Source organism: Bradyrhizobium sp. AUGA SZCCT0158 (assembly GCF_018130065.1).
GTDB lineage: Bacteria > Pseudomonadota > Alphaproteobacteria > Rhizobiales > Xanthobacteraceae > Bradyrhizobium.
This window is the reverse complement of sequence record NZ_JAFCME010000010.1, coordinates 220,263-243,227: the sequence shown is the minus strand read 5'-3', so window position 1 is coordinate 243,227 and position 22,965 is coordinate 220,263. Positions and strand designations below refer to the sequence as shown.

The window sequence follows — 22,965 nt, the reverse complement described above, 5'->3', positions numbered from 1 at the left end:
GGGCCAGCTTGTGTCACGGGTTCCGGATTATGGCAATTTGGCCCCTCGAGGCTCGTTTTTCGAGCCTTCCCTTGGTTGACTTTGCCATGGCCCTTCGCCCATAAACGCGCCCGACCGGGAGCGCGCCATCGGCTCCAGGTATTAACGTCATCCATGGCCTGTCTGCCGCCATCAAGCGGTTGGGTTTGCGATGCAGTTAAACGGGGGAGTGTCCCGAGTGGCAAAGGGAGCTGACTGTAAATCAGCCGTCTTATGACTTCGAAGGTTCGAGTCCTTCTTCCCCCACCATCCTTCGCTGGCTCCGCCAGCTACGGCTAGGCAGGCCCTATCGTAGCGAAGGCTGCCGCGCCGAAGCCCGGTGAATCACAAATTCTGGGTTCGGATATGCTGTCGTTTCTGGCCGAATTTTGGATGTTTCTGCGGGTGCGGAAGAAGTTTTGGCTGCTGCCGATCTTCATCATGATGCTGCTGTTCGGGTCGCTGCTCGTCTTGTCGAAAGGCTCTGCGGTCGCACCTTTTATTTACGCGATTTTCTAGATGGACGGCATCAGGCCCATGCCGGGCCTTGCTTGAGACGAAAGATTTCGCACTGCGTCCCGATTCCTGAGCGATGGAGACCACCGAGGAGTTTACTGATTCGATCAGCAATCGCAGCCTGCCGGACGGGCTCGCCCATGCGACTTTCAGACATTTGCTGAACTCTGGAGCCTTCCCGCGGTTGGAGGCATACTGGTGGAAGGTCGCGACCATCAGCGGTCGGACGAACGCAGAGGGGGCTTTGCATGAGGATTCTTCCGATACTTGCCGTTGGTGTTGCGCTCGCGCTCGCTGGGTGCGGCAGAGATCCTGGTCCAAAGGGCGACCCGGGCCCTCAGGGACCGGCCGGCCCCCAAGGGTCGCAGGGCCTCCAAGGCGTGCCCGGTGCGCAAGGCCAAGCTGGGCCGCAGGGGCTCCAGGGCGTGCCCGGTGCGCAGGGCCAGGCCGGGGCACAGGGGCCGCAAGGTCCACAAGGCGCTCCGGGCGAAAGGGGCCCGAAGGGCGACAAGGGCGATCCGGCGACGGCGAGCGTTCGCGCCGTTCAAGGCGATGGCGCAGTGAGCTGCGAATCCAACGAAATGTTGGTGTCGGTTTTCTGTCCCAGTGGCGGGGTATCTGAAGGAGCAAAATGTGCGACCGCTCCAACAATTGGGCTTTGTCTGATCAAGCCCTAGCACGCGCGGCACGAGATGAACGCAACGTGGCCTGTCGGTTCATGCCGACGGGCCAAAGCGCTTTTTACTCTGGCCATACCGCGTCGCTATTTCCTGGGTCTACTACTGGCTCAAGTATAAATCCGAGAGTCACAACGTCGCGACGTTGCCGCAGCAGCCGCCGTCCAGCTACGACATCAAGACATCGGTCGATGAAACCGCGGCCGAAATGGACGAGCGGTCCGCCGTCAGCGTGGCGCGGGAGATCGACGGGTTTCTCGGCCGCCTGACGGCAAAGGCGCCGCAACAGGCCCGCCTGCCGCACACGCCTCACGCGAATTGCCGCAGCTTGAACCCTGGCGAGCTGGCTCACGACCAAGCGGCCAGATTCCGATTTTGATCGCGGGCGTGCTGCTGCTCTGGCTGCTTGATTTCCTCGGCGTGCTCGAGTTCGTGAGCGCCGTTCTGGAACTGATCGGGGCGGTGATTTCAGGCGTTGTAAAGCTTGCCACCTCTGTGATTCGCCGGTTGACCGGACCGGCAAAACTCTAGCCCTGAGCGTCGTAGCCCTAGGTGGTAAGGCCCGGCGTCTCCGTGGTCGGGAACGGCTCTCCGGGAAGATAGAGGGCGATCGGTCGGATCTCGTAGACCGCGGTCGGATTGACCTTGCGCAGGTCGCGGGCCACCGCGATCGCGGCGTCCTCATCGGCGCAGTTCACGACATAGAGTCCCAGCAGCTGCTCCTTGGTTTCGGCAAACGGCCCGTCGATCACGACCCCCGCGCCCGGTCCGCGCAAGGTGCGGGCCTTGCCCGTCGCCCCCAGCCGCGCCGACGGCCCCAACAATTTCTGTTCGTTGAGCCGGTCATGAACTCCAAGCAACTCGGTCATCAGGGCGGCGTCCTCCGCCGGCGTCCAGGACTGCACCTCGGCTTCCACGTGATAGGCCAGAATGGCGTAAAGCATCGATATCTCCTTGGCCTTTGGCGGGATTGGACGCCTGCGAGGACGTAAAGCCCTATCCCGACAGGACCGTTTCAACAAAGCGTCAGATGGTCGCCGGGTGAGGCAGGTCACGAAACATTCCGGAAACACGATATAGGGCGCGGTGCTTGAACGCGCGGTGGCCAGTTAACGACTGATGAACAGAACGCAGCAACTGCGCATCATCCACGGAGACGGTCATGCAACGCAAGCCAGCCTCGATCATCAGTGACGCCACCCGGTCCCATTCGGCGTCGCCGGCATCGACGCAGCCCGGCGACTGGCACGATGTCTCCGGCCACCACCGCTATTACGGCAGCTCGGCCACCAATGGCGGCGAGAACATTGTCGAAAGCCGCCGCGGCGCGCGTCCGCGATCGGTCAATCTCTGCGGCTTCTGACCGGCCTTCGCGTTAGCTAACTCCAACCTTATGGCCGACCTCACCCTGAACGGGGTGCTCAACCACTTCTGAACCTCGGAATCGAACAGTCTGCCCCTATTGCTCTCGTCCCGGGCTTGCGGAACAATGCCGCCAGCGATGGAGGAAGAGATGGGAGCAGCGTTCACTGTGGCGCAAAACGTGCCGTGCTGAAGATCGCCTTGCTTGGCACGTTCGTGAGCGCCTGCTGTGTTGCGGCGGCCTTTGCACAATCCGGCAATGCCGGCGGCACCATCGGCAATGATGAAAAGGCGCTCTCGGGCACTAGGCAGGAATTGCAGTCGGCCGGACCGGACCAGGATCGCAATTCATGCGTCGTCGCCGATCCGACCGGAACGCCGCTCAACATCCGGACGTCACCGAACGGAAAGATCGTCGGCAAAATCGCCAACGGCGAACGCATTCGGATTTCGGACCAGACCACAGAGAACGGAAAGCAGTGGGCCTATATTTCGAATGTCGCTTCCCGGCCGATGGGGTGGGTGTTTCGAAAATTCCTCGTGTGTAGATGAATTGCTTTGGTCGCGAGTTGCAATTCCACCCCCACAAACAAAAAGCGCGGCGGGATTGCTCCCGCCGCGCCCCAACTTTTGAACTCGCTGGTCCAGGGCTGAGAGCGCCCCGTGCCAAGCCTCTAAGCGCGAGAGCCTAGCGGGCGATCCCAGCGAGGTGACAGCGCTTGGTAAGAGACACTGGATCACCTCCTTTCGTTGTTGATGGAAATAAGAGTATAGGCAGCGAATCTGTCGCTGTTAAGGGGGCTGAGCGGCGCGGATTCCGGCCGGAACCGGGCCTGTTTGTCAGGCAACCGGGCCGTGTTTGGCAGTTTCCTGCCGGTTTCCCAGCAGTTTATCGACGGTTCCCTGGGTGGTTGAGGCCGCCCGCATGGCGTGTTAGGTGATCGCCCAATGCGGGTGTAGCTCAATGGTAGAGCAGCAGCCTTCCAAGCTGAATACGAGGGTTCGATTCCCTTCACCCGCTCCAGCCTTCGCTCGCGAAGCGAGAGAAGGCTGCCGCGCCGAAGCCCCGAAAGCGCGGTTACGCGGCGAGCTCCGGCTCGGCAAGCCATGGCGTCAGCCGGGAGCGAGCAATCCTATTGAAGAGCAATCCTTTATTTGAAGAACTGGGCGGGCGGCAGGTCTGATGCGCATCATCTATTTTTGCCTGGGCTGGGTGATGGTCGCGCTCGGCGTGATCGGCCTTGTAATGCCGCTGATGCCGGGGGCGGTTTTCCTGATCGTTGCGGCGGCGTGTTTCGCGCGCTCCTCGCCCCGTTTCGAGGCCTGGCTGCTCGAGCATCCGACATTGGGAAAACCGCTGCGGGATTGGCGCGCCGCCGGAGCCATCCCGCGCACCGCCAAGATCATGGCTTGCGCGGGGATGGCGTTCGGGTTCGCTGTCTTCTGTTATAGCTTCGCGCCGTCGGTGCCGCTCGCTTTGGCCGTGGCGGCGGGTTTCCTGGCCTGCGCCGCCTACGTCGTCTCGCGTCCGGCGGTGGCCCGGCAGGACACTTCGATCTAGCGATCGCCGCGACGAGCACAGTGGCGTCCGCATGCCAGTCCTGATTCCAAGTCGCCTTGTGCAGCCGGCCATCTCGAACGATGCTCGCGAGAGTCCGCAGCGCCTCATCAGGAAACCCACCATGCAAGTCGACGTCAAAACCGCCACCGACCGTCTCATGCGCTTCCTCGCCGTCGAGGGCGTGACCGGAAAGGAGGCCGCGATCGGACGCGAACTCAGCGCGGCGCTGCAGGAAAGCGGCGTGCCGGCGAGCGCGATCCGCCTCGATGACGCCAACACCCGCATTCCCGTGCCAACGGAAACCGGCAATCTCATTGTCGATCTGCCCGGCCGCGGCGCGATGCACAACCAGCCGCGGATCATGTTCATGACCCACATGGACACCGTGCCGCTGTGCGCCGGAGCCAAACCGAAACTGGCGGGACGCAAGATCGTCAATGATGCGAAGACCGCGCTCGGCGGCGACAACCGCGCCGGCTGCGGCGTTCTCGTCACGCTGGCGGCCGAGCTTGCCAAGCAGAATCTCGATCATCCGCCGATCACGCTGCTGTTCTGCGTGCGCGAGGAGAGCGGGCTCTATGGCGCGCGCCACGTCAAGACCGCCGAGCTCGGCTCGCCGGTCATGGCGTTCAATTACGACGGCGGCTCCGCCTCCAACGTCACGATCGGCGCCGTCGGCGCGGATCGCTGGCAGGTCGAGATATTCGGCCGCGCCTCGCACGCCGGCGTCGCACCGGAGCGCGGGATCAGTTCGACCATGATCCTGGCGCTGGCGCTCGCCGATGTGAAGGCCGGTGGCTGGTTCGGCAAGGTGGTGAAGCGCAAGCTGCAGGGCACCAGCAATGTCGGCCCCGTCACCGGCGGCGAGGGAAGGCCGGCCGGCGACGCCACCAATGTCGTCACCGATTATGTGCACGTGCGCGGCGAAAGCCGCAGCCATGACAGCAAGTTTTTCAGGGAGATCACGAAAGCCTACAAGGCGGCGTTCGAGAAGGCCGCAAAGAGCGTGAAGAACAGCGACGGCAAGTCGGGCCGCGTCAAGTTCAAGGCCGAGACCGACTATTATCCGTTCCGCATGAAAGAGAGCCTGCCCGTCGTCAAGCGCGCGATCGAGGCCGTGTCCGGCATCGGCGCAACGCCGACGATCCGCGCCGCCAATGGCGGGCTGGACGCCAACTGGATGGTCCGCCACGGCGTTCCGACCGTGACCTTCGGCGCGGGTCAGAACGAGCCGCACACGATCGACGAGTGGATCAATCTCGACGAGTACGACAAGGCGTGCGCGCTCGCAGTTCAGCTCGCGACGATGCGGTGAGGGTAGCCATCATGACGAGCTCTCAGCCATGCTCCGGAAGGTGATCGAATAGCGAAGCGCCTCCACCGGCGGGATGCTGTGCTCCCACACTGATCTCGCGGCCCCGGTCATCTGATAGATGGACCGCGGCGCCGCCTCGAGCGTGAAGCGGCTCCATTTGGCACCTGCCGGCCGCCGAAATCGAAACTTGCAGGGCGAGCCCAGCGACAATCCGAATATCTGGTCGAAATGCGGTTTGTCGCGGTGCCAGCCGATGCCGACGCCGGTGTCGTATTCGGTGCAGAGGATTTGCGCTATTCGAACGCCCGCGCCACCGAAGGTCGCGACCCGCTCGATCAATGGCGCCAGCCATACGGGAATCGGATCGGCGTCCTGCAGCCGCCGCGACGTGTAGTCATAGCGGAAGCCGAATGAGGCCACCCGCCGCTTGCCCTCGTGCTGGCCGAACTGGAACGGCTGCAACGGAAGCTGCGCGATGCGCGCTATCAAGTCCCGTTCGATCGCCGGCGAAACGAAATCGGTAGCGTAGCGCAGGCCCTCCGGAGCGGGCGATTGGTCCGCAAAAAGTGGAAGCTGCTGCTCGGCCAATCCGGCGATCCATCCGTTGTGGGGCGGTTCTCATATAGGACGAAGCAACCGCGAAGGAAGGGTGAGCTCCGCACCAAGGGGAGGGAACACTTGCGCTGGCCGGCGATTAGGCGATTGGAGTGTCGCATCCCTGGAGAATGGTCATGCCCGACTATCCCAAGCCGCCTTATCCGAAACAGAAACAGCCGATGCCTGGCTCAACAGCCAAGATGGATCCGCGGCCGGACCACGGCGAGAAGAGTTACCGAGGCTCGGACAAGCTGAAAGGCAGAAAGGCTGTCATCACCGGCGGCGACAGTGGCATCGGCCGCGCCGTGGCGATCGCCTTCGCGCGGGAGGGCGCCGATGTACTGATTTCCTACCTCAGCGAAGAAGAAGATGCGCAGGAGGTCAAGGCGCTGATCGAGAAAGAAGGTCGCAAGGCCGTCCTTGTGGCCGGCGACCTGCGCCGTCCCGAGCATTGCCGTTCCGTCATCAAACGTGCCGTCGATGAACTGGGCGGGGTCGACATCCTCGTCAACAACGCGGCCCATCAGGCCGCTTTCAAGGACATCGGCGAGATCAGTGACGAGGAATGGCAACTGACCTTCGAGGTGAATATCCATGCGATGTTCTATCTGACGAAGGCCGCCGTGCCGCACATGAAGCCGGGCAGTGCGGTCATCAACACCGCATCGATCAACGCGGATATGCCCAATCCGATCCTGCTGGCCTACGCCACCACCAAAGGCGCCATCCAGAATTTCACCGGCGGTCTTGCGCAGATGCTGGCGCCGAAGGGCATTCGCGCAAATGCCGTTGCGCCGGGACCGATCTGGACGCCCTTAATTCCCTCGACGTTGCCGGAGGATTCCGTGCAGAATTTCGGCAAGCAGGTCCCCTTGCAACGGGCGGCACAGCCGGCCGAACTGGCCACGGCCTATGTCATGCTGGCGGATCCGCTGTCGAGCTTCACCTCCGGAACCACCGTCGCGGTCACGGGCGGCAAGCCTTTCATCTAGGCCAAGGTCTGTCCGGTCTGATTGCGGGCGCTTCGGCGCCCCCGCAGTTTCCGGCAGCGTGGTCTGACGCGTTGGGCTGGTGGACCTCAAGCCGTATGGCCGGGATCGAAATCCGACGGGGTCTTCTTCCTGCGCTGTGGGACCATTATTGCGGGATCCGGCTGTCCGGGTACCCCGCGCGGTCCGAGTTGCTCCCGCTGAATGTCGTCCTCCGATTGCCTCGGCCGGCCGTCATCGACTTGCCGGCGAATTTTTACGCTCTCATCGTAGATCTGCCGACTGGTTTTGGTTTCCGGCATGTGGGCACCCGTTTTTCAGTTGCTGAATTCCTTGCGGTTCGACCGTTCGAGTTCACGTGCTTGTCTGAAATCGTCGATGTGGTGAATGTTGGGTACATAGGCGGCTTCCTTGGCGAGCAAGTGATAGACGCGCGCCACCGTGCGCTGTCTTTTCTTGACGCGCCCGGGCGGCATCCGCCGTGCCTTGCCGATCGCTTCGCGCGCATGCGCCAGGAAGTAGTGATGTGAATCAGACATTCGTGTTGCTCGTAAAGCGCGTCGTCACTAGCCAAATCGATATGGAAATAACGCCCCCGACGGCAGTTCCGTTCCTTGCTATCGGAAAGGCCAGGCGTTGAAGGCGATACGGATGCCATTCGGCTTGCAGGCGCTAGCTGATGACATGGGCCGGAGTATTGGCTGCGCGCGATTGTCCGGCGCCGCGGGATCCGAGCACCATTTCGGTCATCCACTTGATGAGCAGCGACGTATAGGCCTGTTGGTGCTTCGCCTCCGACAGTCCGTGATCGGCCCCGCCTATGGTGCGGTAGGTAAGCGAATGGGCGTTGCGGAACGACGACCTGTAGCTGATGATCGTTTCATGGGGGATGAGGTCATCGTGCTCGGACTCGACGATCAGGACCTCGCCGCCGAATTGCGCACACGCCCGAAGCGCCCGATTGTCTTTCGCGGAGACGGCGCTCCGCCGGTATGCAGCAAGCACTTCGCGGTCGAGTTGCCGCTTCGCCACGTCCCATTCGTCATCCCTGTAAAGGGCGGGCACCCGAAGCGCCATCCAGCGCACCGCCCTTGCCGTGGTTAGAAGCGCCGCCAGATACGCGCCGTAACTGCTGCCAACGACGGCAACCGAGGACCGGTCGACCGTTGGATGCCGCATCAGCGCGTCATAGGCCGCAATGAGATCGTGGAGGTTTTGCTCGCGCGTGACACTTTCGAATTGGGATTTGGTTCCGGCATGGCCGCGAAGGTCAAAGGTCAGGCAGACGCATCCGAGCGCGGCAATTTCGCGCGCGCGAACCAGGTCCGTTTCCTGGCTGCCGCCCCAGCCGTGGACGAATAACACGCCCGGCAACGAGCTTGTGGGGGTAAGCAACGTGCCGGCCAGACGCTGATCGTCGACGTCGATTGTAACGGCTGTCTGTTCCGGGTTCATGCAGGCTTTACGTGCGCGTATTTGATCATTGGACCCAGCCGTTCATCGACGCCCTCGAAATAGACAATCGCGTTGGCCGGTTTCGCCGGACTGGTTCCGTAAGCTTCCACCGACGAGACCCGCACGGTCTGGAGGCCGGGATCGGCACGCAAGACCTCAAGCGCGGTGATCTCGGCCGGCGTTGCACCGCCGATCCGCCATGACTGTTCAAGAACACCGGAGCAACGTCGTCCCGTGGCCGAGGTTCCCTCAATGACGTCATAGTTTCGTCGTGAGACGATCATGCCTGGAAAACAGCGCATCGCAGCTGCGTCGTACCGCTGGGCCTGGGCAATGGCGAGGCGCTCGCCGTCCGACAGGCCATCGAGCGTCATGAGGCTGTCGAGCTCGCCACGGACGACCGTGAGATCGGAGCCGCCATAGGCGGTTCGCCCCGAATTGTTGCTTACCAGATTCTGTGTGCCGTGGTAGCTGGCGACCAGCTCGTCGAGCCGAACTTGCCCGATGCTGTAGGTTTTGGGATCGCCAAGGTTCTCTTCGAGGACAAGTCCGAACTGTGTGAGTTGCGTTTGATCAACTTGCTCCAGGGCCGAATCGAGTTCACCAACATTCCCGACGACAAGCTGGCCCCGCCCACCGGTTGCCTTGACTGGTTTGATCCGGATGGGATGGTCATGAAGCAAGCGGTGCGCCGCGAGATGCGCGTCGTCGCGGCTGAAGGCCGTATATCCCCGGGGGACGATGTCGCGGACGATCTTCGCAAAATCGTGCGACCAGCCGGTTGGCGCCGTGGCATTCTCCTCGATCAGGCCATGGGTAATCGCCTTCGTGCCGACAAAGGCATGAGGCACAACGCCGCCGAACAGGTCATGCTCGGTGAAAACGCCTAACTCGTGCGCCTGATCGATCCCGATGATGGTGTCGGTCGGCACCAGATAAGGCTGGCTCCGGTAGGCGCGGGCGTGATCGAATTCACCGCCAAAACAACCGCCCTTGAGTGCGGCGATCCGTTTGGCAATCTCAAGGTGGACAAGCCTTTCGTGGGTTGTGCAAAACCGTGCACCGGCTGGGGCGTGGATGACGACTGTCCTCTCTCCGAGAAATTCGTTCGCCATCGAAAATTCCCGATCAAGGTATACCGATTGAGATACGACTCCCTGAGAAAGTCGCGCAGCTCGCTTGCACATCAGGGAAACGTTGCGGGAGAAGACCTGTTCCGCGACATTTCGATGACAATGCCGCGCTCGCTGCGTGCGAACGGACGCGCCCTTCGATTTCAGCGTGGCTTTGCGGCTTTCAGCCCTTTGGCCGCACGTCGCCGGCCGTACTCCGTTGCCGGCCAGCGTTTGTTGCTGATGGCGGCGCGCACGACCTCGATCACGGTCTTGCGCACCTCCAGGAACGCCTTAGTCTGCGGCCGGTCCGCCAGCGCGATCAGCCCAAGCGAGCGCGTCAGCGGCGGATCGATGATGCGCCGCGCATGATATTTCTCCGCCGCAAGGTCGGAGAGCACGGTGGCGCGGGAAAGAATGGCACATCCGAGGCCGGCCTCAAGCGCCATTCGCAGCGCCGGCAGTGAATCGACTTCGAGCGTTTCGCTTGGGATGACCTGATTGCGGAGAACCTGGGTCTGGATGATGGCGCGCGATGCCGGCATCGGCGACAACCCAAGTACGCTTCGCTGCGGAATCGCGGAGAAGGCGATCGGAGTGGCCGACCGGCCGATCAGGCTCGGATGCCCGACGAGGTAAAGGTCTTCCTCCAGCAGCAGCTCGACATCCAGACGGGCGTCCCGCGGGGGATTGTAGGCGAGCGCGAGATCGACGGTGCCGGACAGGACGCGCTCGGTCAGCGCCGGTGACAGCGCCTCAACGATGCTCAGGTAAACGCCCGGCGCGATGGTTCGAACCGCCTTCATCAGATCGAGCGCGACCAGCGAAATCCCGGTATGGCTGAGGCCGAGGCAGACCGGACCGGTCGCGGCCTCATTATAGGTCCGGACATCCTCTTCGGCCTTGCCGAGTGCCGACAGGACCGCGCTGGCGTGCTCGTAGAGCCGGCGTCCGGCCGCGGTCAGCGCGATGCCGCGCGGCCTTCGTTCGAGCAGTTTGACGCCGAGATCGTTTTCGAGCGCGGCAACGTGATGGCTGAGCGCCGACTGGGCGATGTTGAGCCTCTCCGCCGCCCGCGACAGCACGCCGGCATCGGCGATGGCGATGAAGTATCTGATCTGCCGCAATCCCAACGCCACCGTGATCGCTCCCGTCATCTAATTAATAGAACAGATTGATCGTGATATTATATTTGTCAGATGTCTTGGGGCGCGGCAAGCTCACATCCAACAAGATCACCCGGAGGAGCCACGGCGCATGGACCTGCCGAACAGCGTCGTCATCAGCGAAGAGGGGCCTCGCGAAGGCTTTCAGATCGAGCAGGGCCCGATCGCGACCGCGGACAAGATCGCGCTGATCGACGCGCTTTCCAATTGCGGCCTGCGCCGGATCCAGATCGCCTCCTTCGTCAACGCCAAGCATGTTCCGGGTTGGGCCGACGCCGAGGCCGTGGTCGAGGGGTTCACCGCACGGCAAGGCGTCGAATACTCCGCGCTGTGGTTCAACGAGGGCGGATTGCGGCGCGCACTTGCGTTCGGCGGGAAGCTGAGCCTTGCCGGGTTCATTTCGCTAAGCGCATCGGAAGCTTTCGCCATTAGAAATCTCAACCGCGATCGCGCCGGACAAATCGAAGCCATGCGCAAATATGTGGGCGTGCACCAGGAAGCGGGCGTGCCGATCGCGAAGATCATCGTCATGGCCGCCTTCGGCTGCAATTTCTCCGGCGACGTCTCGCCCACCACGGTCGTGGGGACGGTGGCGGACGGGCTAGCCGTCGCGCGCGAATTCGGCGTTGAGGTGCGGGATGTCGCGCTCGCGGATTCCATGGGCTGGGCGACGCCGCGCCGGGTCGCGGCCGCGGTCGGCGCCGTTCGTGACCGCTGGCCGAACCTGCGGATCGCCCTGCATCTGCATGACACGCGGGGGCAGGGCATCGCATGCGCCTATGAGGGATTGAGGCTCGGCGTGACCGCGTTCGATGCGGCGGTGGCGGGGCTCGGCGGCTGCCCGTTCGCCGGCCAGCCCGGAGCGCCCGGCAACATCGCCACCGAGGAGCTCGCGCTGCTGTGCGACGAGATGGGCATCGCCACCGGCCTCGACATCGAGGCGCTGATCGAGGCCGGGCGTCTCGCCGAGCGCATCGTCGGACACCGCCTGCCGAGCGCCGCGTTGCGATCGGGAACGCTCGCTGCATTCAGGAAAAGGGCTGCATGATGACGGCGTCCAGGCCGCTGGCGGGGTTGAAGGTGCTTGATTTCGGCCACACCATCATGGGCCCGTGTGCGGGCGTGCTGTTTGCCGATCTCGGCGCCGACGTCATCAAGATTGAGCCTGCCGGCGGCGATCCGACGCGGCGCCTGCCGGGCTTCGCCGCTGGATTCTTCGCGACCTATAATCGCAACAAGCGGTCGATCGCGATCGACCTGAAGCGGCCCGAGGGACAGGCGATCGTGCACTGGCTCGTCAGGGATGCTGACGTGGTGCTGGAGAACTTTGGGCCGGGAACCATCGAGCGGCTGAAATGCAGCTGGGAGGATCTGCGCCGGATCAATCCACGTCTGGTCTACCTTTCGATGAAGGGTTTTTTGAAAGGGCCGTACGAAAATCGCGGCGCGCTCGATGAAGTCGTGCAGATGCAGTCCGGCCTCGCCTACATGACGGGTCCGCCCGGCCGGCCACTCCGCGCTGGCGCGCCCGTGATCGACATTCTCGGCGGCGTATTTGGCGTGGTGGCTGCGCTGGCCGCGCTGCGCGAACGCGACGCGACGGGCGTCGGGCAGAAAGTTGCCAGTTCCCTGTTTGAAAGCGCGACCTTCATGCTCGGCGCCGTCGTCGTCGGCAGCGCGGTCATCGGCGGTCCGATGCCGCCGATGCCGGCACGCAAGAATGCCTGGGGCGTCTACGACGTTTTCACCGCGTCCGATGGCGGTCAGGTCTTCATCGGCTGCACTTCGGACGGCCACTGGCAGCGCTTCTGCGAAACGTTCGGCTTCGACGACTGGCGCGATGATATCAGGTTTGCAGGCAACGCCGCCCGCTGCGAAGCGCGCGAGTGGATGCTCCCCGAACTGGAACGGCGGATCGCGCGGCTGCCGCTCGGCGAAATCCTGGCAAAATGCGAAACGGCACGGGTGGCCTATTCGCGGGTCGGCCGGCCCGACGAATTGTCGACCGATCCGCATCTGCTTGACAATGGCGGGCTGCTTGCGACCGCCGTATGGGGACTAGGTGGCGGGCCGCTGGTCGGAATCCCGGCGCTGCCGGTCGAGTTCGGCGAAGCGCAGGAACGGCCCGGCCTCGATCGCCAGCCGCCGCGGATCGGCGAGCACACGGACGAGATTCTGCGGGCCGCCGGATATTCGGAGCGCGACATTGAGGATTTGCGTTCGGCCGGCGTGCTGGGCGCGGTCGCGAACGAGCCCGCATAAGAACGAACCAGAGCGCGGTGAATTCAACCGCACCTGGATAATGTGATCTCAGGGAGGAGGCGGAGCATGACATCCGGCAAACTGGTTCGAGGAAAAGCCCGCGCGCTGGGCGTCGTGGTGCTGGTTGCAATGGCGTTGGTTGCGACGGTGCTCGGCGCCAAGGCGCAGCCATATCCATCACGATCCCTGACAATCCTGGTGGGTTATTCCGCGGGCGGGCAGGCCGACGCACTAGCCCGGATCATCGGCAAGCAACTCGGCGAGAACCTCAAAGTATCCGTCGTCATCGAAAACAAGACGGGTGCCAATGGCATGATCGCGGCGCAGGCGGCCGCACGCGCCGAGCCCGACGGATACACGATCCTCCTCGTGACGGACGCGATGGTCGCTATCGACCCGCACCTCGCCACCAGTAATCACTTCGACCTTTCGAAGGCAATGGAGCCGGTCGTCAACGTCATGTGGTCGCCGCTGCTGCTTGCCGCTGCCAACAATGTGCCGGCGAATTCGGTGGCCGAGCTGGTCGCGCTGGGCAAGCAAAAGACGCAGAATTTGAGTTTCGGCAGTCCTGGCAGTTCGACGCCGCATCGCCTCGCCGGCGAGATGCTGCAGAAGTACGGCGGCTTCACCATGACCCACATTCCCTACAAGGGAACGTCGGTTGCTGTGAACGATCTCCTGGGCGGGCAGATACCGCTGCTGTTTGGCGCACCGACGGCGGTGGAGCCGCTGGCGATGGCAGGCAAGATCAAGGTGCTCGGCGTCACGTCGGAAAAGCGATTCCCGTTGCTTCCCGACGTGCCGGCGATCAGCGAAACTTTTCCGGAGTTCAAGGTCATCAGCTATACCGGGTTCATGCTGCCAAAGAATACGCCGAAGGCGGTGATAGCCACCTTGAACAAGGAGATAAATCAGATCCTTGCAACGGAATCGATGCGCACCTGGCTGGATAAGCAGCGCATGGTCGCGCTCGGTGGCACGCCTGATGATTTCAGGCGCCAGATCGAGGTCGACTATCAGGCACGCGGTGAACTCATCCGCGCTCTCGGCATCACCGCCGAATGAGAGGCGTCATGACATCGGAACCAGCCACACAGGTCCGCTTTGACGGCCGCATCCTGTTCCTCTCTGAAGACGCGGACGTGGTGGAAAGCCAGTTGCAAGGGACGGATGTCTCGCTGGCCGAGGCGCTGCCGCTGCGCAGCGACGTGTCGACCGACGAGATCACCCCGGCCGCGATCTGCTATTATTACGACGAGAAGCTCGGGGAATATCCCTATCTCGGCCTGAAATGCGGTCAGCGCCTCCCGGTATCTGCCGGCAGCGTCAAGGCCGGCGGGTTCGGCGTGACGGTGGCCGGGCGCCGCTACGGCAAGGGCTCGTCGCGCGAGGCCAGCCCCTATGCGGAATGGTGCGCCGGCATCAGGCTGGTGATCGCCGAAAGCTTCGAGCGCATCTACCGGCAGAACTGCCGTAATCTGGGCATCTACACCTCGACCGATTTCGCCTTGATCGAACGGATACGCCGCGGCGAGAGCATTTCCGTCAGCGAGTTTACCGAAGGCGAGGACGAACTCACCGCCGAGCTCATTCGGCGCGGAGGGTTGTTCAAGCTGGCGCGCGCGCGAAAGGACGGCTCGTCGCCGGCCATGCGCACCACCGCATCGCGGCCGATGACCTATGCCGAAAAGATCATCGCACGCGCATCCGCCGGCCATTCGGCTGCGGTTCGTCCCGGGCAAGCCGTCTTCGCACGGGCGGACTGGCGCTATGCGCACGAATACGTAACGCCGATGTGCGTCAGCTTTCTCGCGCGGGAAATGGGCGAGGGCCCGATCACGCTGCATGATCGTGCGAGCATCATCTGCTTCGGTGATCACTTGCCCTTCATCCACCAGACCATGGCGCCCGAGCGGCGCGCCCGCGGCCTGCTCGAAGCCGCGCAGGCATTGGCCAGGGTGCAGCAGCAATTCTGCGAGACGCATGGGGTGCGCCTGCACGGCTACCTTACTGACCGTGACGGTTCGGAAGGCATCAGCCACTCGATCATGGCGGAGCGTTACGTGAAGCCGGGTCAGCTGGTCGTCGGCACGGATTCCCATACGCCGCATTGCGGTGCCCTGGGAGCATTGGCGTTCGGCATTGGCACGACCGAAATGGCCAACGCGTGGATGACGGGAGAGGTGCGTGTCGAGGTACCCCGGACATGCCGTGTGCGGCTGAGCGGCCGCCTTCCGGCCGGCGTCGAGGCGAAGGATATCGTTCTGCACCTCTTGCGTTTGCCCTACGTGCGCGAGGGACGTGCGATCGGCCAGATGTTCGAGTATTGCGGCGAAGCGCTGTCAAACCTGTCTACCGACGAGCGTGCGACGCTGACCAACATGGTGGCGGAAATCGGCGGCTTCAGCGCAATCGTCGTGCCCGATGCGGAGACGCAGCGCTTTGTCAGGGAGCGCCGCGGCATCGATCTGCAGCTCGAGCCATGGATGTGCAGCGACGAAGGGGCCGAACTGGCTCACCTCATCGAGATCGAGTGCGACAGGCTCGAGCCGATGCTGGCGAGGCCCGGCGATCCCGGTCGCGGCGTTGCCATATCGGAACTGGCGGAGACGGTGGGGATCGATATCGCCTATGGCGGCTCGTGCACAGGCGGCAAGCGCGAGGATTTGCTGCATTACCACGCCGTGCTCGAATGGGCGGCGCAGCGCGGCATGCGGGTCGCTGCCGGCACACGCTTCTTTCTCCAGTTCGGCAGCCAGGATGTCCGTGACTTCTGCGTTCAAAGCGGAATGCTTGACGTGTTTGAACGCGTGGGTGTCGAACTGGTCGAGCCGGGATGTGGCGCCTGTGTGAATGCCGGTCCCGGCGTCTCCGAGCGCGCCGATCAGGTGACGGTAAGCGCGATCAACCGCAATTTTCCAGGCCGCTCCGGGCCCGGGCAAGTCTGGCTGGCGAGCCCGTCCACAGTCGCGGCCAGTGCGATTGCCGGTCGGATCGTGAGCTTTCGGCAATTGCGTGCACTGAAAGCAGGGGAAGGCGATACGGTGCCGGACGGCCGATAATTCGTTTTGCACACTCCTCCAGGCACCCCACCTCGACTTCCGCTCGGCGCGCCACAAGCCACAAACGGATACCTGCATGCCGCCAATGCAGGGCTCATGGCCGCAAAATAGTGTATCCGCTGGGCATCGCGCGCCGGGGGGGACATTCCGGCGCCACCAAATCAAAAGTTTCGGAGGAAGTTTCATGTCGGCTCTGCCACTCAAAGGCATCAAAATTCTCGACCTGACGCGGGTGCTGGCGGGGCCCTTGTCGGCGCAGATGCTGGGCGATCTCGGCGCCGAGGTGATCAAGATCGAGCGTCCCGGCGGCGGCGACGACGCGCGCGCCTTCGGCCCGCCTTATCTGCAGGACCCCGAAGGCAAGGCCAACAACAACAATTCGTTCTATCTGTGCGCTAACCGCAACAAGAAGTCGGTCACGGTCAACATCGCCTCGCCGGAAGGCCAGGACATCATCCGCGAGCTGGCAAAATCCTGCGACGTGATGATGGAGAATTACAAGGTCGGCGACCTCAAGCGCTACCGGCTGGATTATGAATCGATCAAGGCGATCAATCCCGGCATCATCTATTGCTCGGTGACCGGTTTCGGCCAGACCGGGCCTTACGCGCCGCGCGCCGGCTACGACGCCATCCTGCAAGCGATGGGCGGCCTGATGAGCGTCACCGGTCATATCGACGGCGAACCCGGCGAGGGGCCGATGAAGGTCGGCCCGTCGATCGTCGACTACATGACCGGCATGAACACCTCGATCGGCATTCTCTCGGCGCTGTTCCACCGCAAGGTCAATGGCGGGGAGGGGCAGCATGTCGACGTCTGCCTGTTCGACACCGTGATCGCCTCGCTGTCGCATTGGTTGCAGATCTACCTCGTCAACGGCGTGACGCCGCCGCGGCGCGGCACCTGGGGCAATGGCGGCATGCCGGCCGGCGTGTTCCGCGCCACCGATGGCGAATTGATGCTGGTGGTCGGCAATGACGGCCAGTTCGCGCGCACCTGCGCCGTGTTGGGCGCCCCCGAGCTTGCGACCGATCCAAGATTCCTCAAGAACAACGACCGCGTCGTGCACGGCAAGGAGATCATGGCGATCTTCGCCGGATTGTTCCTGAAGAAGCCGGTGGCGTACTGGCTGGACGAATTGGAAAAGGCCGGCGTGCCCTCCGGTCCGATCAACAATTTCGAGCAGGTGTTTTCAGATCCGCACGTCCAGTCGCGCGGCATGCGGGTCAAGGTCGAACATCCCTTCGAGCCGGAACTGTCGCTGATCCGCAACGCCATCTCGTTCTCCGGCACGCCGGTAAAGGACTATCGCGCGCCGCCGCTGCTCGGCGCGCACACCAGGGAAGTGCTGGCGACGATCGGCTATGACGACGCCAAGGTCGAGGCGTTGAAGGCGCAGAAGATCGTCTAAGGCGCGAAACCCGGCTGGACCCGGTAACGACACTTCCACCTCGGTCGAAACATGATGTCACTGGCGGCTGCTAGTGTCGCATCATGGGCTCGATTCGAACCGAGGTGCCGCCATGAAACGAGAAGTGATCCGCGTCGAGCCATTGTCCTCTTATCTCGCGAAGTGGAACGCGCCGATCTCGCCGGTCACGCGGGCCGGCAACATGGTGTTTGTATCAGGCTTTCCGCCGTTCGATCCGGAAACCGGCGAGGTGCGTGCCGCGCCGATCGAGCGCCAGACCGAGATCGTCCTGGAGCAGATGAAGCTCTGCCTGGAGGCTTCAGGCACCAGCCTGCAGAACGTGATGAAGTGCAATATCTACTGCACGTCGGCAAAGCACTTCCCGACCGTCAATGCGATCTATGCGCGGTACTTTCCGGTCGATCCGCCGGCGCGCATTTTCGTGTGCGTCCCGGAATGGATGGGGCCGTTCGACATCGAGATCGACTGCGTAGCAGTTCTCTAGATATCCTGCCGCGTCAGCCGGCCATACGGCGGCGCCATGGACCGGGCCGGTGCTTTCCTCGCCGGCTCGCCGCCCGTCAGCGCCATCACCGATACCGCGACCACGCGTTCGACGATCGCGTGCACGTCGTTCAGGTCGCACTGACCTTCCGACAGCTTTGTCAGCCGCTCCTTTTCCCGGATCGTGTGGTGCGACATCGCGAGGGCAAAATGCAGGCCCCAATAGAGCTCGGCATCGTCGCGGCCGGGCAGGGAGCGGCGCATTGCGGCGACGAATTTCCGCAGATGATCGACCTCGCGATTCTTGATGCGGCGGATCGGCGGCACTGACTCGATCGAGGCGCGGATCATGAAGCGCGCCGCGGTCGAGCCTTCGCGGTCCGGGCCGAGGCAGCCGCGCAAGGTCGGGCCGACCAGCGCGTGCATGATGGCCTCGATCGAGGCGCGGCCGCCGCCGGCTTCCTCGGCCGCCTTCAGTTCGTTGAGCCGCTCGCGGTTGGTGGCGAGGCTGCGGGTCACGAACAATTCCGCGATCAACTCGTCCTTCGATCCGAAATGATAATTCACCGCGGCGAGATTGACATTCGCCTCGGCAACGATGTCGCGCAGCGTCACGTCGCCAAAGCCGCGATCGGCGTAGAGCCGTTCGGCGGCGGCGAGAATGGCGGAGCGGGTATGATCGGACGCCATATCTGGTCCCCTGTTGGGGAGTTGCATTTCAAACGTGTGTATGAAACTATCGTTTGAAGGGCCGGAAATGTCAATCCACCTCGGTTCGTGCGCCAGCAAATCTCTTGCGGCGCGCGAGGGGCGGGCAGACAGTGCCGCCAAAGGTTTCAAAAGCCAGCGAATATCTTCAGAAGGGAGCGTCCCATGGACTTCAATATGTCAGAACGCCAGACCGAATGGCTCAACCGCGTTCGTTCGTTCATGAAAACGCATGTTCGGCCCGCAGTGCCGATCTACGATAAGCAGGATGCAGAGGGACCGCGCTGGAAGGTTATCCCGATCCTCGAGGATCTGAAGAAGAAGGCCAAGGCCGAAGGCCTCTGGAACATGTTCATGCCGCCGAACGCGCATGAGGATGACGAATTCCGCGGCGCGGGATTGACCAACCTCGAATATGCGTTGCTGTCGGAAGAGATGGGCCGCATTTCCTGGGCTTCGGAGGTGTTCAATTGTTCCGCCCCGGATACCGGTAACATGGAAGTGTTCATCCGCTACGGCACCAAGGAGCAGAAGCGGAAGTGGCTGCGGCCGCTGATGGACGGTGAAATCCGTTCCGCCTTCCTGATGACCGAGCCCGCGGTGGCGTCATCGGACGCGACCAACATCGAAACGCGCATCGAAAAGGATGGCGACCACTACGTCATCAACGGCCGCAAATGGTGGTCGTCAGGCGTCGGCGACCCCCGCTGCAAGATCGCGATCCTGATGGGCAAGACCGATCCGAGCGCGGCGAAACACAAGGCGCAGTCGCAGATCCTGGTTCCGCTCGATACCCCCGGCATCAAGGTCGAGAAAATGCTTCCGGTGTTCGGCTATGACGATGCGCCGCACGGCCACGCCCAGGTGCTGCTGGAAAACGTTCGCGTGCCTGCGGAAAACATCCTGCTCGGCGAGGGCCGCGGCTTCGAGATCGCGCAGGGCCGTCTTGGTCCGGGCCGCATCCATCACTGCATGCGCACCATCGGCAAGGCCGAGGAGGCGCTTGAGAAGATGGTGAAGCGGCTGGCCTCGCGCACCGCGTTCGGCAAGAAGATCATCGAGCACTCGGTGTGGGAACAGCGTATCGGCGAAGCGCGCGCCGACATCGAGATGAATCGCCTGCTGTGCCTCAAGGCTGCCGACATGATGGACAAGGTCGGCAACAAGACTGCACAGGCCGAGATCGCAATGATCAAGGTCACCGCGCCCAACATGGCGTTGAAGATCATCGACAATGCCATCCAGGCCTATGGCGGCGGCGGTGTCTCCGACGAAGCCGGCCTGGCGAAGGATTATGCCCATATCCGTACGCTCCGCCTGGCTGACGGTCCGGACGAGGTGCACAATCGCGCCATTGCCAGACTTGAACTTCGGAAGTATGCAAACACGTCGCACTAATTAACGGGAACGCTTCAGATGGCGCTCTCCAAAGGAAACTAAGAAATCTCAAGGGAGCGTCATCGTGGCGGACGGCGTCAGGAAAGACGAAGAGTTTTCAGGCACCAAGGAAGTCGAGGAGCGTCATCGTATCGATGAGAAGCGCCTCGATGCGTGGATGCGCGAAAACGTTGAAGGCTATCAGGGACCGCTGACCGTCCTGCAGTTCAAGGGCGGCCAGTCCAACCCGACCTACCGGCTCGATACGCCCGGACGATCCTACGTGATGCGCCGCAGGCCGTTCGGCAAATTGCTGCCGTCGGCGCATGCGGTGGATCGCGAATTCCGCGTCATCGCCGCGCTGAGCAAGCAGGGCTTTCCGGTTGCGAAGGCCTATGCGCTCTGCACCGACGACGGCGTGATCGGCTCGGCGTTCTACATCATGTCGATGGAAGAGGGCCGGGTGCTGTGGGATCCCACGCTGCCGACCCAGACGCCGGGCGACCGCTACAAGATTTTCACCAGCAAGATCGAGACACTGGCGAAATTGCATCTGTTCGATCCGCAGGCCATCGGCCTCGGTGATTTCGGCAAGCCCGGCAATTATTTTGCGCGGCAGGTCGATCGCTGGACCAAGCAATACCGCGCCTCCGAGACCCAGCACATTCCGGAATTCGAAAAGCTCGCCGAATGGCTGCCGAAGACCGTGCCGGAGCAGAAGCGCGTTTCCATCGTCCACGGCGACTACCGCCTCGACAATATGATCTTCCATTCGACCGAACCGCGCGTGCAGGCGGTGCTGGACTGGGAATTGTCGACGCTCGGCGATCCCATGGCCGACTTCACTTACCTCCTGATGCAATGGACCATGCCGGGCCTCGCCAACGCCGATCTCAAGGCGCTGAACATCCCGAGCATGGAAGCGGCCGCGCAGATCTACTGCAACGTGACCGGTACCGAGGTCCCCGACCTGAACTGGTATTTCTCCTACAACCTGTTCCGCCTTGCCGGCATCACGCAGGGTATTGCAGGCCGGATCCGCGACGGCACCGCGGCCAATGCCAAGGCCATCGAGTCGGCGAAGCGCACGGTGCCGCTGTCGCAGGCCTCCTGGGAATACGCGCAGAAGGCCGGCGCGAAATAATTTGCAACATGGCGCGGTCCATCCGGATCGCGCCATGTTTCATTCATTGCATCCGCAGGGTGGGCAAAAGGCGCGTCAGCGCCGTGCCCACCATTTCTCCAGATCGTTGTTGCTAATGGTGGGCACGAAGTCGCTTTGCCCACCCTACGATCCACGATTCACCGGAATCCATCTTGGCTCTCTCCCCAAATATCCGCGGCAGCCTGATCATGGCCACCGCCATGGCCGCCTTCACGATCAACGACTCCATCACCAAGGCGGTGTCGGCGGAAATCAATTTCGGCCAGGTGATGCTGGTGCGTGGCCTGTTCGCGATCGTGCTGGTCGCAGCGCTCGCGTTCCATCAGCGTGCGTTGCGCCCGCTACGCACGGTGATGACCGCGCCGGTCGCGCTGCGCGTCCTCGGCGAGGTCGGAGGCACGATCTCGTTCATGGCGGCGCTCACCCATCTGCCGCTGGCCAATACGTCAGCGATCTTTCAGGCCTTGCCGCTCGCCATCACACTCGGCGCGGCGCTGGTGTTTCGCGAGCCGGTCGGCTGGCGGCGCTGGCTGGCGATCGCGGCCGGTTTTGTCGGCATGCTCATCATCGTGCGGCCGGGAATTGCAGGCTTCAACCAGTTTTCGCTGCTGGCGCTGGTCTCGGTGGCGTTCTGCGCCCTGCGCGATCTCTCGACCAGGAAAATCCCTGAGAAAATTCCCTCGCTGTTCATCACGCTGTTGATGACGGTGACCGTGACATCGGCCGGCGCGGTCATCCTGTTTCCGCTCGGCGGCTGGACCCCGCCGTCCAATCATGCGCTGGGCATGCTGGCGCTGGCGGCGGTGCTGGTGCTGATCGGCTATCAATGCATGATCGTGGCGCTGCGATCGGGCGATATCTCGGCGGTGGCGCCGTTCCGCTATTCGGCGCTGCTGTGGGCCATGCTGCTCGGCTATTTCATGTTCGGCGACAAGCCTGACGGCATGATGCTAACAGGCGCCGCGATCATCGTCTCGTCCGGCCTCTATGCTTTCTACCGCGAACGGGTCCGCGCGCGCCCGGTGGCGGCAACCACGTCAGGCATCCCGCCCGACGGGCTGTGAGCTTCGTATCCTTTGTTGATGGCATTCATTGCGGCAGGGGATTTGACAGAAGACGCCGAGGCCATATCTCTCGATGAGGGAGAGGCCATGATGATCCAGCAACTGCGCATCTACGAGATATTCGAAAACAACAAGGCCGCGTTCCACGCGCGATTCCGCGATCACGCGGCGCGTATCATGCGCAACCGATACGGCTTTCGCATCGTCGCGATGTGGGAAACCAAATTCGGTGGCAGAACCGAATTTGCCTATCTGCTGGAATGGCCCGACGAGGCGAGCAGGATTGCGGCATGGTCGGCCTTCATGGCGGATGCCGAATGGTCCGAAATCAAGCGCGTGACGCACGCGGAGCACGGTCGGATGGTCGGGCAGATCGAGGATCGCTGGCTGGTGCCGGTGGATTATTCGCCGGCGAAAGGGAGTTTGCTGTCGGCTTCCTGACACGCGCTACTGCGCTCTGACGGCGGATGGATTGCTCGCGCTGCGACAAATTAACCCGACGGGCAAAATTTCGCTTTCCTCGTCGGGCAAATCAGCGGTTTGAATTGTCGCGTCCCGCCCGACAAGAGGGGCGTGCGCACGTCACGAACGCGCGGCGGGATGCGGTGGACGCTGGTTCACGTCTGACGACGGCGTGGATTTAG

Annotated in this window: 25 protein-coding genes and 2 tRNA genes; 20 read left to right on the top strand and 7 right to left on the bottom strand. The window is 62.8% G+C overall.

The features are described from left to right. The first annotated feature begins 202 nt into the window (after positions 1–202). The 4 genes from JQ574_RS17255 (at position 203) to JQ574_RS17235 (ending at position 1,742) form a co-directional block, all read left to right on the top strand. Positions 203–288 (top strand) — tRNA-Tyr (locus JQ574_RS17255). 99 nt (positions 289–387) lie between these two features. Then, positions 388–537, top strand: coding sequence for a DUF5989 family protein (locus JQ574_RS17250; protein WP_249119410.1), 150 nt, complete (start codon positions 388–390; stop codon positions 535–537). An 819-nt stretch (positions 538–1,356) separates the two neighbouring features. Further along, positions 1,357–1,590, top strand: a complete 234-nt coding sequence (locus JQ574_RS17240) for a hypothetical protein (RefSeq protein ID WP_212383693.1) — start codon at positions 1,357–1,359, stop codon at positions 1,588–1,590. Further along, on the top strand, positions 1,587–1,742 hold the full coding sequence (locus JQ574_RS17235; protein WP_212207331.1) for a hypothetical protein: 156 nt from the start codon (positions 1,587–1,589) through the stop codon (positions 1,740–1,742). The genes JQ574_RS17240 and JQ574_RS17235 overlap by 4 nt, the downstream gene beginning before the upstream one ends. Positions 1,743–1,759: 17 nt before the next feature. Here JQ574_RS17235 and JQ574_RS17230 read toward each other — a convergent pair whose 3' ends face one another. Further along, positions 1,760–2,155: a YciI family protein gene (locus JQ574_RS17230; protein ID WP_212207332.1), complete on the bottom strand. Its 396-nt coding sequence runs from the start codon at positions 2,153–2,155 to the stop codon at positions 1,760–1,762. A 218-nt stretch (positions 2,156–2,373) separates the two neighbouring features. Here JQ574_RS17230 and JQ574_RS17225 point away from each other — a divergent pair, with 218 nt between their 5' ends. From JQ574_RS17225 to JQ574_RS17205, 5 genes are all read left to right on the top strand, one after another. Further along, positions 2,374–2,574, top strand: a complete 201-nt coding sequence (locus JQ574_RS17225; RefSeq protein ID WP_249119398.1) for a hypothetical protein — start codon at positions 2,374–2,376, stop codon at positions 2,572–2,574. Positions 2,575–2,759: 185 nt separating this feature from the next. Further along, the gene (locus tag JQ574_RS17220; protein ID WP_212207333.1) at positions 2,760–3,125 is read left to right on the top strand and encodes an SH3 domain-containing protein; all 366 of its coding nucleotides are present in this window, start codon (positions 2,760–2,762) and stop codon (positions 3,123–3,125) included. 398 nt (positions 3,126–3,523) lie between these two features. Then, positions 3,524–3,597, top strand: a tRNA-Gly gene (locus JQ574_RS17215). A 159-nt stretch (positions 3,598–3,756) separates the two neighbouring features. Beyond that, entirely contained in the window at positions 3,757–4,134 is a 378-nt protein-coding gene (locus JQ574_RS17210) for a YbaN family protein (RefSeq protein WP_212207334.1), read from the top strand. Between the two features lie 121 nt (positions 4,135–4,255). Beyond that, entirely contained in the window at positions 4,256–5,449 is a 1,194-nt protein-coding gene (locus JQ574_RS17205) for a M20/M25/M40 family metallo-hydrolase (protein WP_212207335.1), read from the top strand. A 9-nt stretch (positions 5,450–5,458) separates the two neighbouring features. Here the strand turns inward: JQ574_RS17205 and JQ574_RS17200 are convergent, their stop codons facing one another. Further along, the gene (locus JQ574_RS17200; protein WP_212207336.1) at positions 5,459–6,037 is read right to left on the bottom strand and encodes an alpha-ketoglutarate-dependent dioxygenase AlkB; all 579 of its coding nucleotides are present in this window, start codon (positions 6,035–6,037) and stop codon (positions 5,459–5,461) included. Between the two features lie 143 nt (positions 6,038–6,180). Between JQ574_RS17200 and JQ574_RS17195 the strand changes: the two genes are divergently transcribed. Then, positions 6,181–7,038, top strand: a complete 858-nt coding sequence (locus tag JQ574_RS17195) for an SDR family oxidoreductase (protein WP_212207337.1) — start codon at positions 6,181–6,183, stop codon at positions 7,036–7,038. 314 nt (positions 7,039–7,352) lie between these two features. Here JQ574_RS17195 and JQ574_RS17190 read toward each other — a convergent pair whose 3' ends face one another. The 4 genes from JQ574_RS17190 to JQ574_RS17175 all read right to left on the bottom strand — a co-directional run bounded on the left by JQ574_RS17190 (position 7,353) and on the right by JQ574_RS17175 (position 10,759). Then, positions 7,353–7,574, bottom strand: a complete 222-nt coding sequence (locus tag JQ574_RS17190) for a hypothetical protein (RefSeq protein WP_212207338.1) — start codon at positions 7,572–7,574, stop codon at positions 7,353–7,355. Between the two features lie 133 nt (positions 7,575–7,707). Then, the gene (locus JQ574_RS17185; protein ID WP_212207339.1) at positions 7,708–8,490 is read right to left on the bottom strand and encodes a S9 family peptidase; all 783 of its coding nucleotides are present in this window, start codon (positions 8,488–8,490) and stop codon (positions 7,708–7,710) included. Then, on the bottom strand, positions 8,487–9,605 hold the full coding sequence (locus JQ574_RS17180) for a DUF3182 family protein (RefSeq protein WP_212207340.1): 1,119 nt from the start codon (positions 9,603–9,605) through the stop codon (positions 8,487–8,489). The genes JQ574_RS17185 and JQ574_RS17180 overlap by 4 nt, the downstream gene beginning before the upstream one ends. A gap of 161 nt (positions 9,606–9,766) precedes the next feature. Continuing rightward, positions 9,767–10,759: a LysR family transcriptional regulator gene (locus tag JQ574_RS17175; protein WP_212207341.1), complete on the bottom strand. Its 993-nt coding sequence runs from the start codon at positions 10,757–10,759 to the stop codon at positions 9,767–9,769. Between the two features lie 100 nt (positions 10,760–10,859). Here JQ574_RS17175 and JQ574_RS17170 point away from each other — a divergent pair, with 100 nt between their 5' ends. The 6 genes from JQ574_RS17170 to JQ574_RS17145 all read left to right on the top strand — a co-directional run bounded on the left by JQ574_RS17170 (position 10,860) and on the right by JQ574_RS17145 (position 18,008). Beyond that, positions 10,860–11,816 (top strand): hydroxymethylglutaryl-CoA lyase, encoded by a 957-nt coding sequence (locus JQ574_RS17170; RefSeq protein ID WP_212207342.1) that lies wholly within the window; start codon positions 10,860–10,862, stop codon positions 11,814–11,816. Continuing rightward, positions 11,813–13,030, top strand: a complete 1,218-nt coding sequence (locus JQ574_RS17165; RefSeq protein WP_249119396.1) for a CaiB/BaiF CoA transferase family protein — start codon at positions 11,813–11,815, stop codon at positions 13,028–13,030. The genes JQ574_RS17170 and JQ574_RS17165 overlap by 4 nt, the downstream gene beginning before the upstream one ends. 66 nt (positions 13,031–13,096) lie before the next feature. Then, positions 13,097–14,095 carry a tripartite tricarboxylate transporter substrate binding protein gene (locus JQ574_RS17160; RefSeq protein ID WP_212294031.1) on the top strand — a complete coding sequence of 333 codons (999 nt, stop codon included), beginning with the start codon at positions 13,097–13,099 and terminating at the stop codon, positions 14,093–14,095. An 8-nt stretch (positions 14,096–14,103) separates the two neighbouring features. Beyond that, positions 14,104–16,092, top strand: a complete 1,989-nt coding sequence (locus JQ574_RS17155; protein WP_212383692.1) for an aconitase family protein — start codon at positions 14,104–14,106, stop codon at positions 16,090–16,092. A gap of 184 nt (positions 16,093–16,276) precedes the next feature. Then, positions 16,277–17,503: a CaiB/BaiF CoA-transferase family protein gene (locus tag JQ574_RS17150; RefSeq protein WP_212207345.1), complete on the top strand. Its 1,227-nt coding sequence runs from the start codon at positions 16,277–16,279 to the stop codon at positions 17,501–17,503. A 112-nt stretch (positions 17,504–17,615) separates the two neighbouring features. Beyond that, positions 17,616–18,008 carry a RidA family protein gene (locus JQ574_RS17145; RefSeq protein WP_212207346.1) on the top strand — a complete coding sequence of 131 codons (393 nt, stop codon included), beginning with the start codon at positions 17,616–17,618 and terminating at the stop codon, positions 18,006–18,008. Here JQ574_RS17145 and JQ574_RS17140 read toward each other — a convergent pair. Further along, on the bottom strand, positions 18,005–18,697 hold the full coding sequence (locus JQ574_RS17140; RefSeq protein ID WP_212207347.1) for a TetR/AcrR family transcriptional regulator: 693 nt from the start codon (positions 18,695–18,697) through the stop codon (positions 18,005–18,007). The genes JQ574_RS17145 and JQ574_RS17140 overlap by 4 nt on opposite strands. Positions 18,698–18,880: 183 nt before the next feature. On the opposite strand from JQ574_RS17140, the gene JQ574_RS17135 reads away from it, so the two are divergent. The 4 genes from JQ574_RS17135 (at position 18,881) to JQ574_RS17120 (ending at position 22,762) form a co-directional block, all read left to right on the top strand. Beyond that, complete coding sequence (locus JQ574_RS17135; protein ID WP_212207348.1) at positions 18,881–20,113, top strand: acyl-CoA dehydrogenase family protein; 1,233 nt, start codon at positions 18,881–18,883, stop codon at positions 20,111–20,113. Between the two features lie 64 nt (positions 20,114–20,177). Beyond that, positions 20,178–21,236, top strand: coding sequence for a phosphotransferase family protein (locus JQ574_RS17130; RefSeq protein ID WP_212207349.1), 1,059 nt, complete (start codon positions 20,178–20,180; stop codon positions 21,234–21,236). A 173-nt stretch (positions 21,237–21,409) separates the two neighbouring features. Beyond that, on the top strand, positions 21,410–22,321 hold the full coding sequence (locus JQ574_RS17125) for a DMT family transporter (protein WP_212207350.1): 912 nt from the start codon (positions 21,410–21,412) through the stop codon (positions 22,319–22,321). A gap of 87 nt (positions 22,322–22,408) precedes the next feature. After that, a complete protein-coding gene (locus JQ574_RS17120) occupies positions 22,409–22,762 on the top strand; it encodes an NIPSNAP family protein (RefSeq protein WP_249119395.1) in 354 nt (117 codons plus the stop codon). Positions 22,763–22,965 lie beyond the last annotated feature (203 nt).

What these genes read in the sequence shown, in the direction of transcription:
- JQ574_RS17230 (WP_212207332.1), bottom strand. Translation starts at nt 2,155, where the DNA reads ATGCTTTACGCCATTCTGGCCTATCACGTGGAAGCCGAGGTGCAGTCC.
- JQ574_RS17225 (WP_249119398.1), top strand. Translation starts at nt 2,374, where the DNA reads ATGCAACGCAAGCCAGCCTCGATCATCAGTGACGCCACCCGGTCCCAT.
- JQ574_RS17210 (WP_212207334.1), top strand. Translation starts at nt 3,757, where the DNA reads ATGCGCATCATCTATTTTTGCCTGGGCTGGGTGATGGTCGCGCTCGGC.
- JQ574_RS17205 (WP_212207335.1), top strand. Translation starts at nt 4,256, where the DNA reads ATGCAAGTCGACGTCAAAACCGCCACCGACCGTCTCATGCGCTTCCTC.
- JQ574_RS17195 (WP_212207337.1), top strand. Translation starts at nt 6,181, where the DNA reads ATGCCCGACTATCCCAAGCCGCCTTATCCGAAACAGAAACAGCCGATG.
- JQ574_RS17190 (WP_212207338.1), bottom strand. Translation starts at nt 7,574, where the DNA reads ATGTCTGATTCACATCACTACTTCCTGGCGCATGCGCGCGAAGCGATC.
- JQ574_RS17185 (WP_212207339.1), bottom strand. Translation starts at nt 8,490, where the DNA reads ATGAACCCGGAACAGACAGCCGTTACAATCGACGTCGACGATCAGCGT.
- JQ574_RS17180 (WP_212207340.1), bottom strand. Translation starts at nt 9,605, where the DNA reads ATGGCGAACGAATTTCTCGGAGAGAGGACAGTCGTCATCCACGCCCCA.
- JQ574_RS17175 (WP_212207341.1), bottom strand. Translation starts at nt 10,759, where the DNA reads ATGACGGGAGCGATCACGGTGGCGTTGGGATTGCGGCAGATCAGATAC.
- JQ574_RS17170 (WP_212207342.1), top strand. Translation starts at nt 10,860, where the DNA reads ATGGACCTGCCGAACAGCGTCGTCATCAGCGAAGAGGGGCCTCGCGAA.
- JQ574_RS17165 (WP_249119396.1), top strand. Translation starts at nt 11,813, where the DNA reads ATGATGACGGCGTCCAGGCCGCTGGCGGGGTTGAAGGTGCTTGATTTC.
- JQ574_RS17160 (WP_212294031.1), top strand. Translation starts at nt 13,097, where the DNA reads ATGACATCCGGCAAACTGGTTCGAGGAAAAGCCCGCGCGCTGGGCGTC.
- JQ574_RS17155 (WP_212383692.1), top strand. Translation starts at nt 14,104, where the DNA reads ATGACATCGGAACCAGCCACACAGGTCCGCTTTGACGGCCGCATCCTG.
- JQ574_RS17150 (WP_212207345.1), top strand. Translation starts at nt 16,277, where the DNA reads ATGTCGGCTCTGCCACTCAAAGGCATCAAAATTCTCGACCTGACGCGG.
- JQ574_RS17145 (WP_212207346.1), top strand. Translation starts at nt 17,616, where the DNA reads ATGAAACGAGAAGTGATCCGCGTCGAGCCATTGTCCTCTTATCTCGCG.
- JQ574_RS17140 (WP_212207347.1), bottom strand. Translation starts at nt 18,697, where the DNA reads ATGGCGTCCGATCATACCCGCTCCGCCATTCTCGCCGCCGCCGAACGG.
- JQ574_RS17135 (WP_212207348.1), top strand. Translation starts at nt 18,881, where the DNA reads ATGGACTTCAATATGTCAGAACGCCAGACCGAATGGCTCAACCGCGTT.
- JQ574_RS17120 (WP_249119395.1), top strand. Translation starts at nt 22,409, where the DNA reads ATGATGATCCAGCAACTGCGCATCTACGAGATATTCGAAAACAACAAG.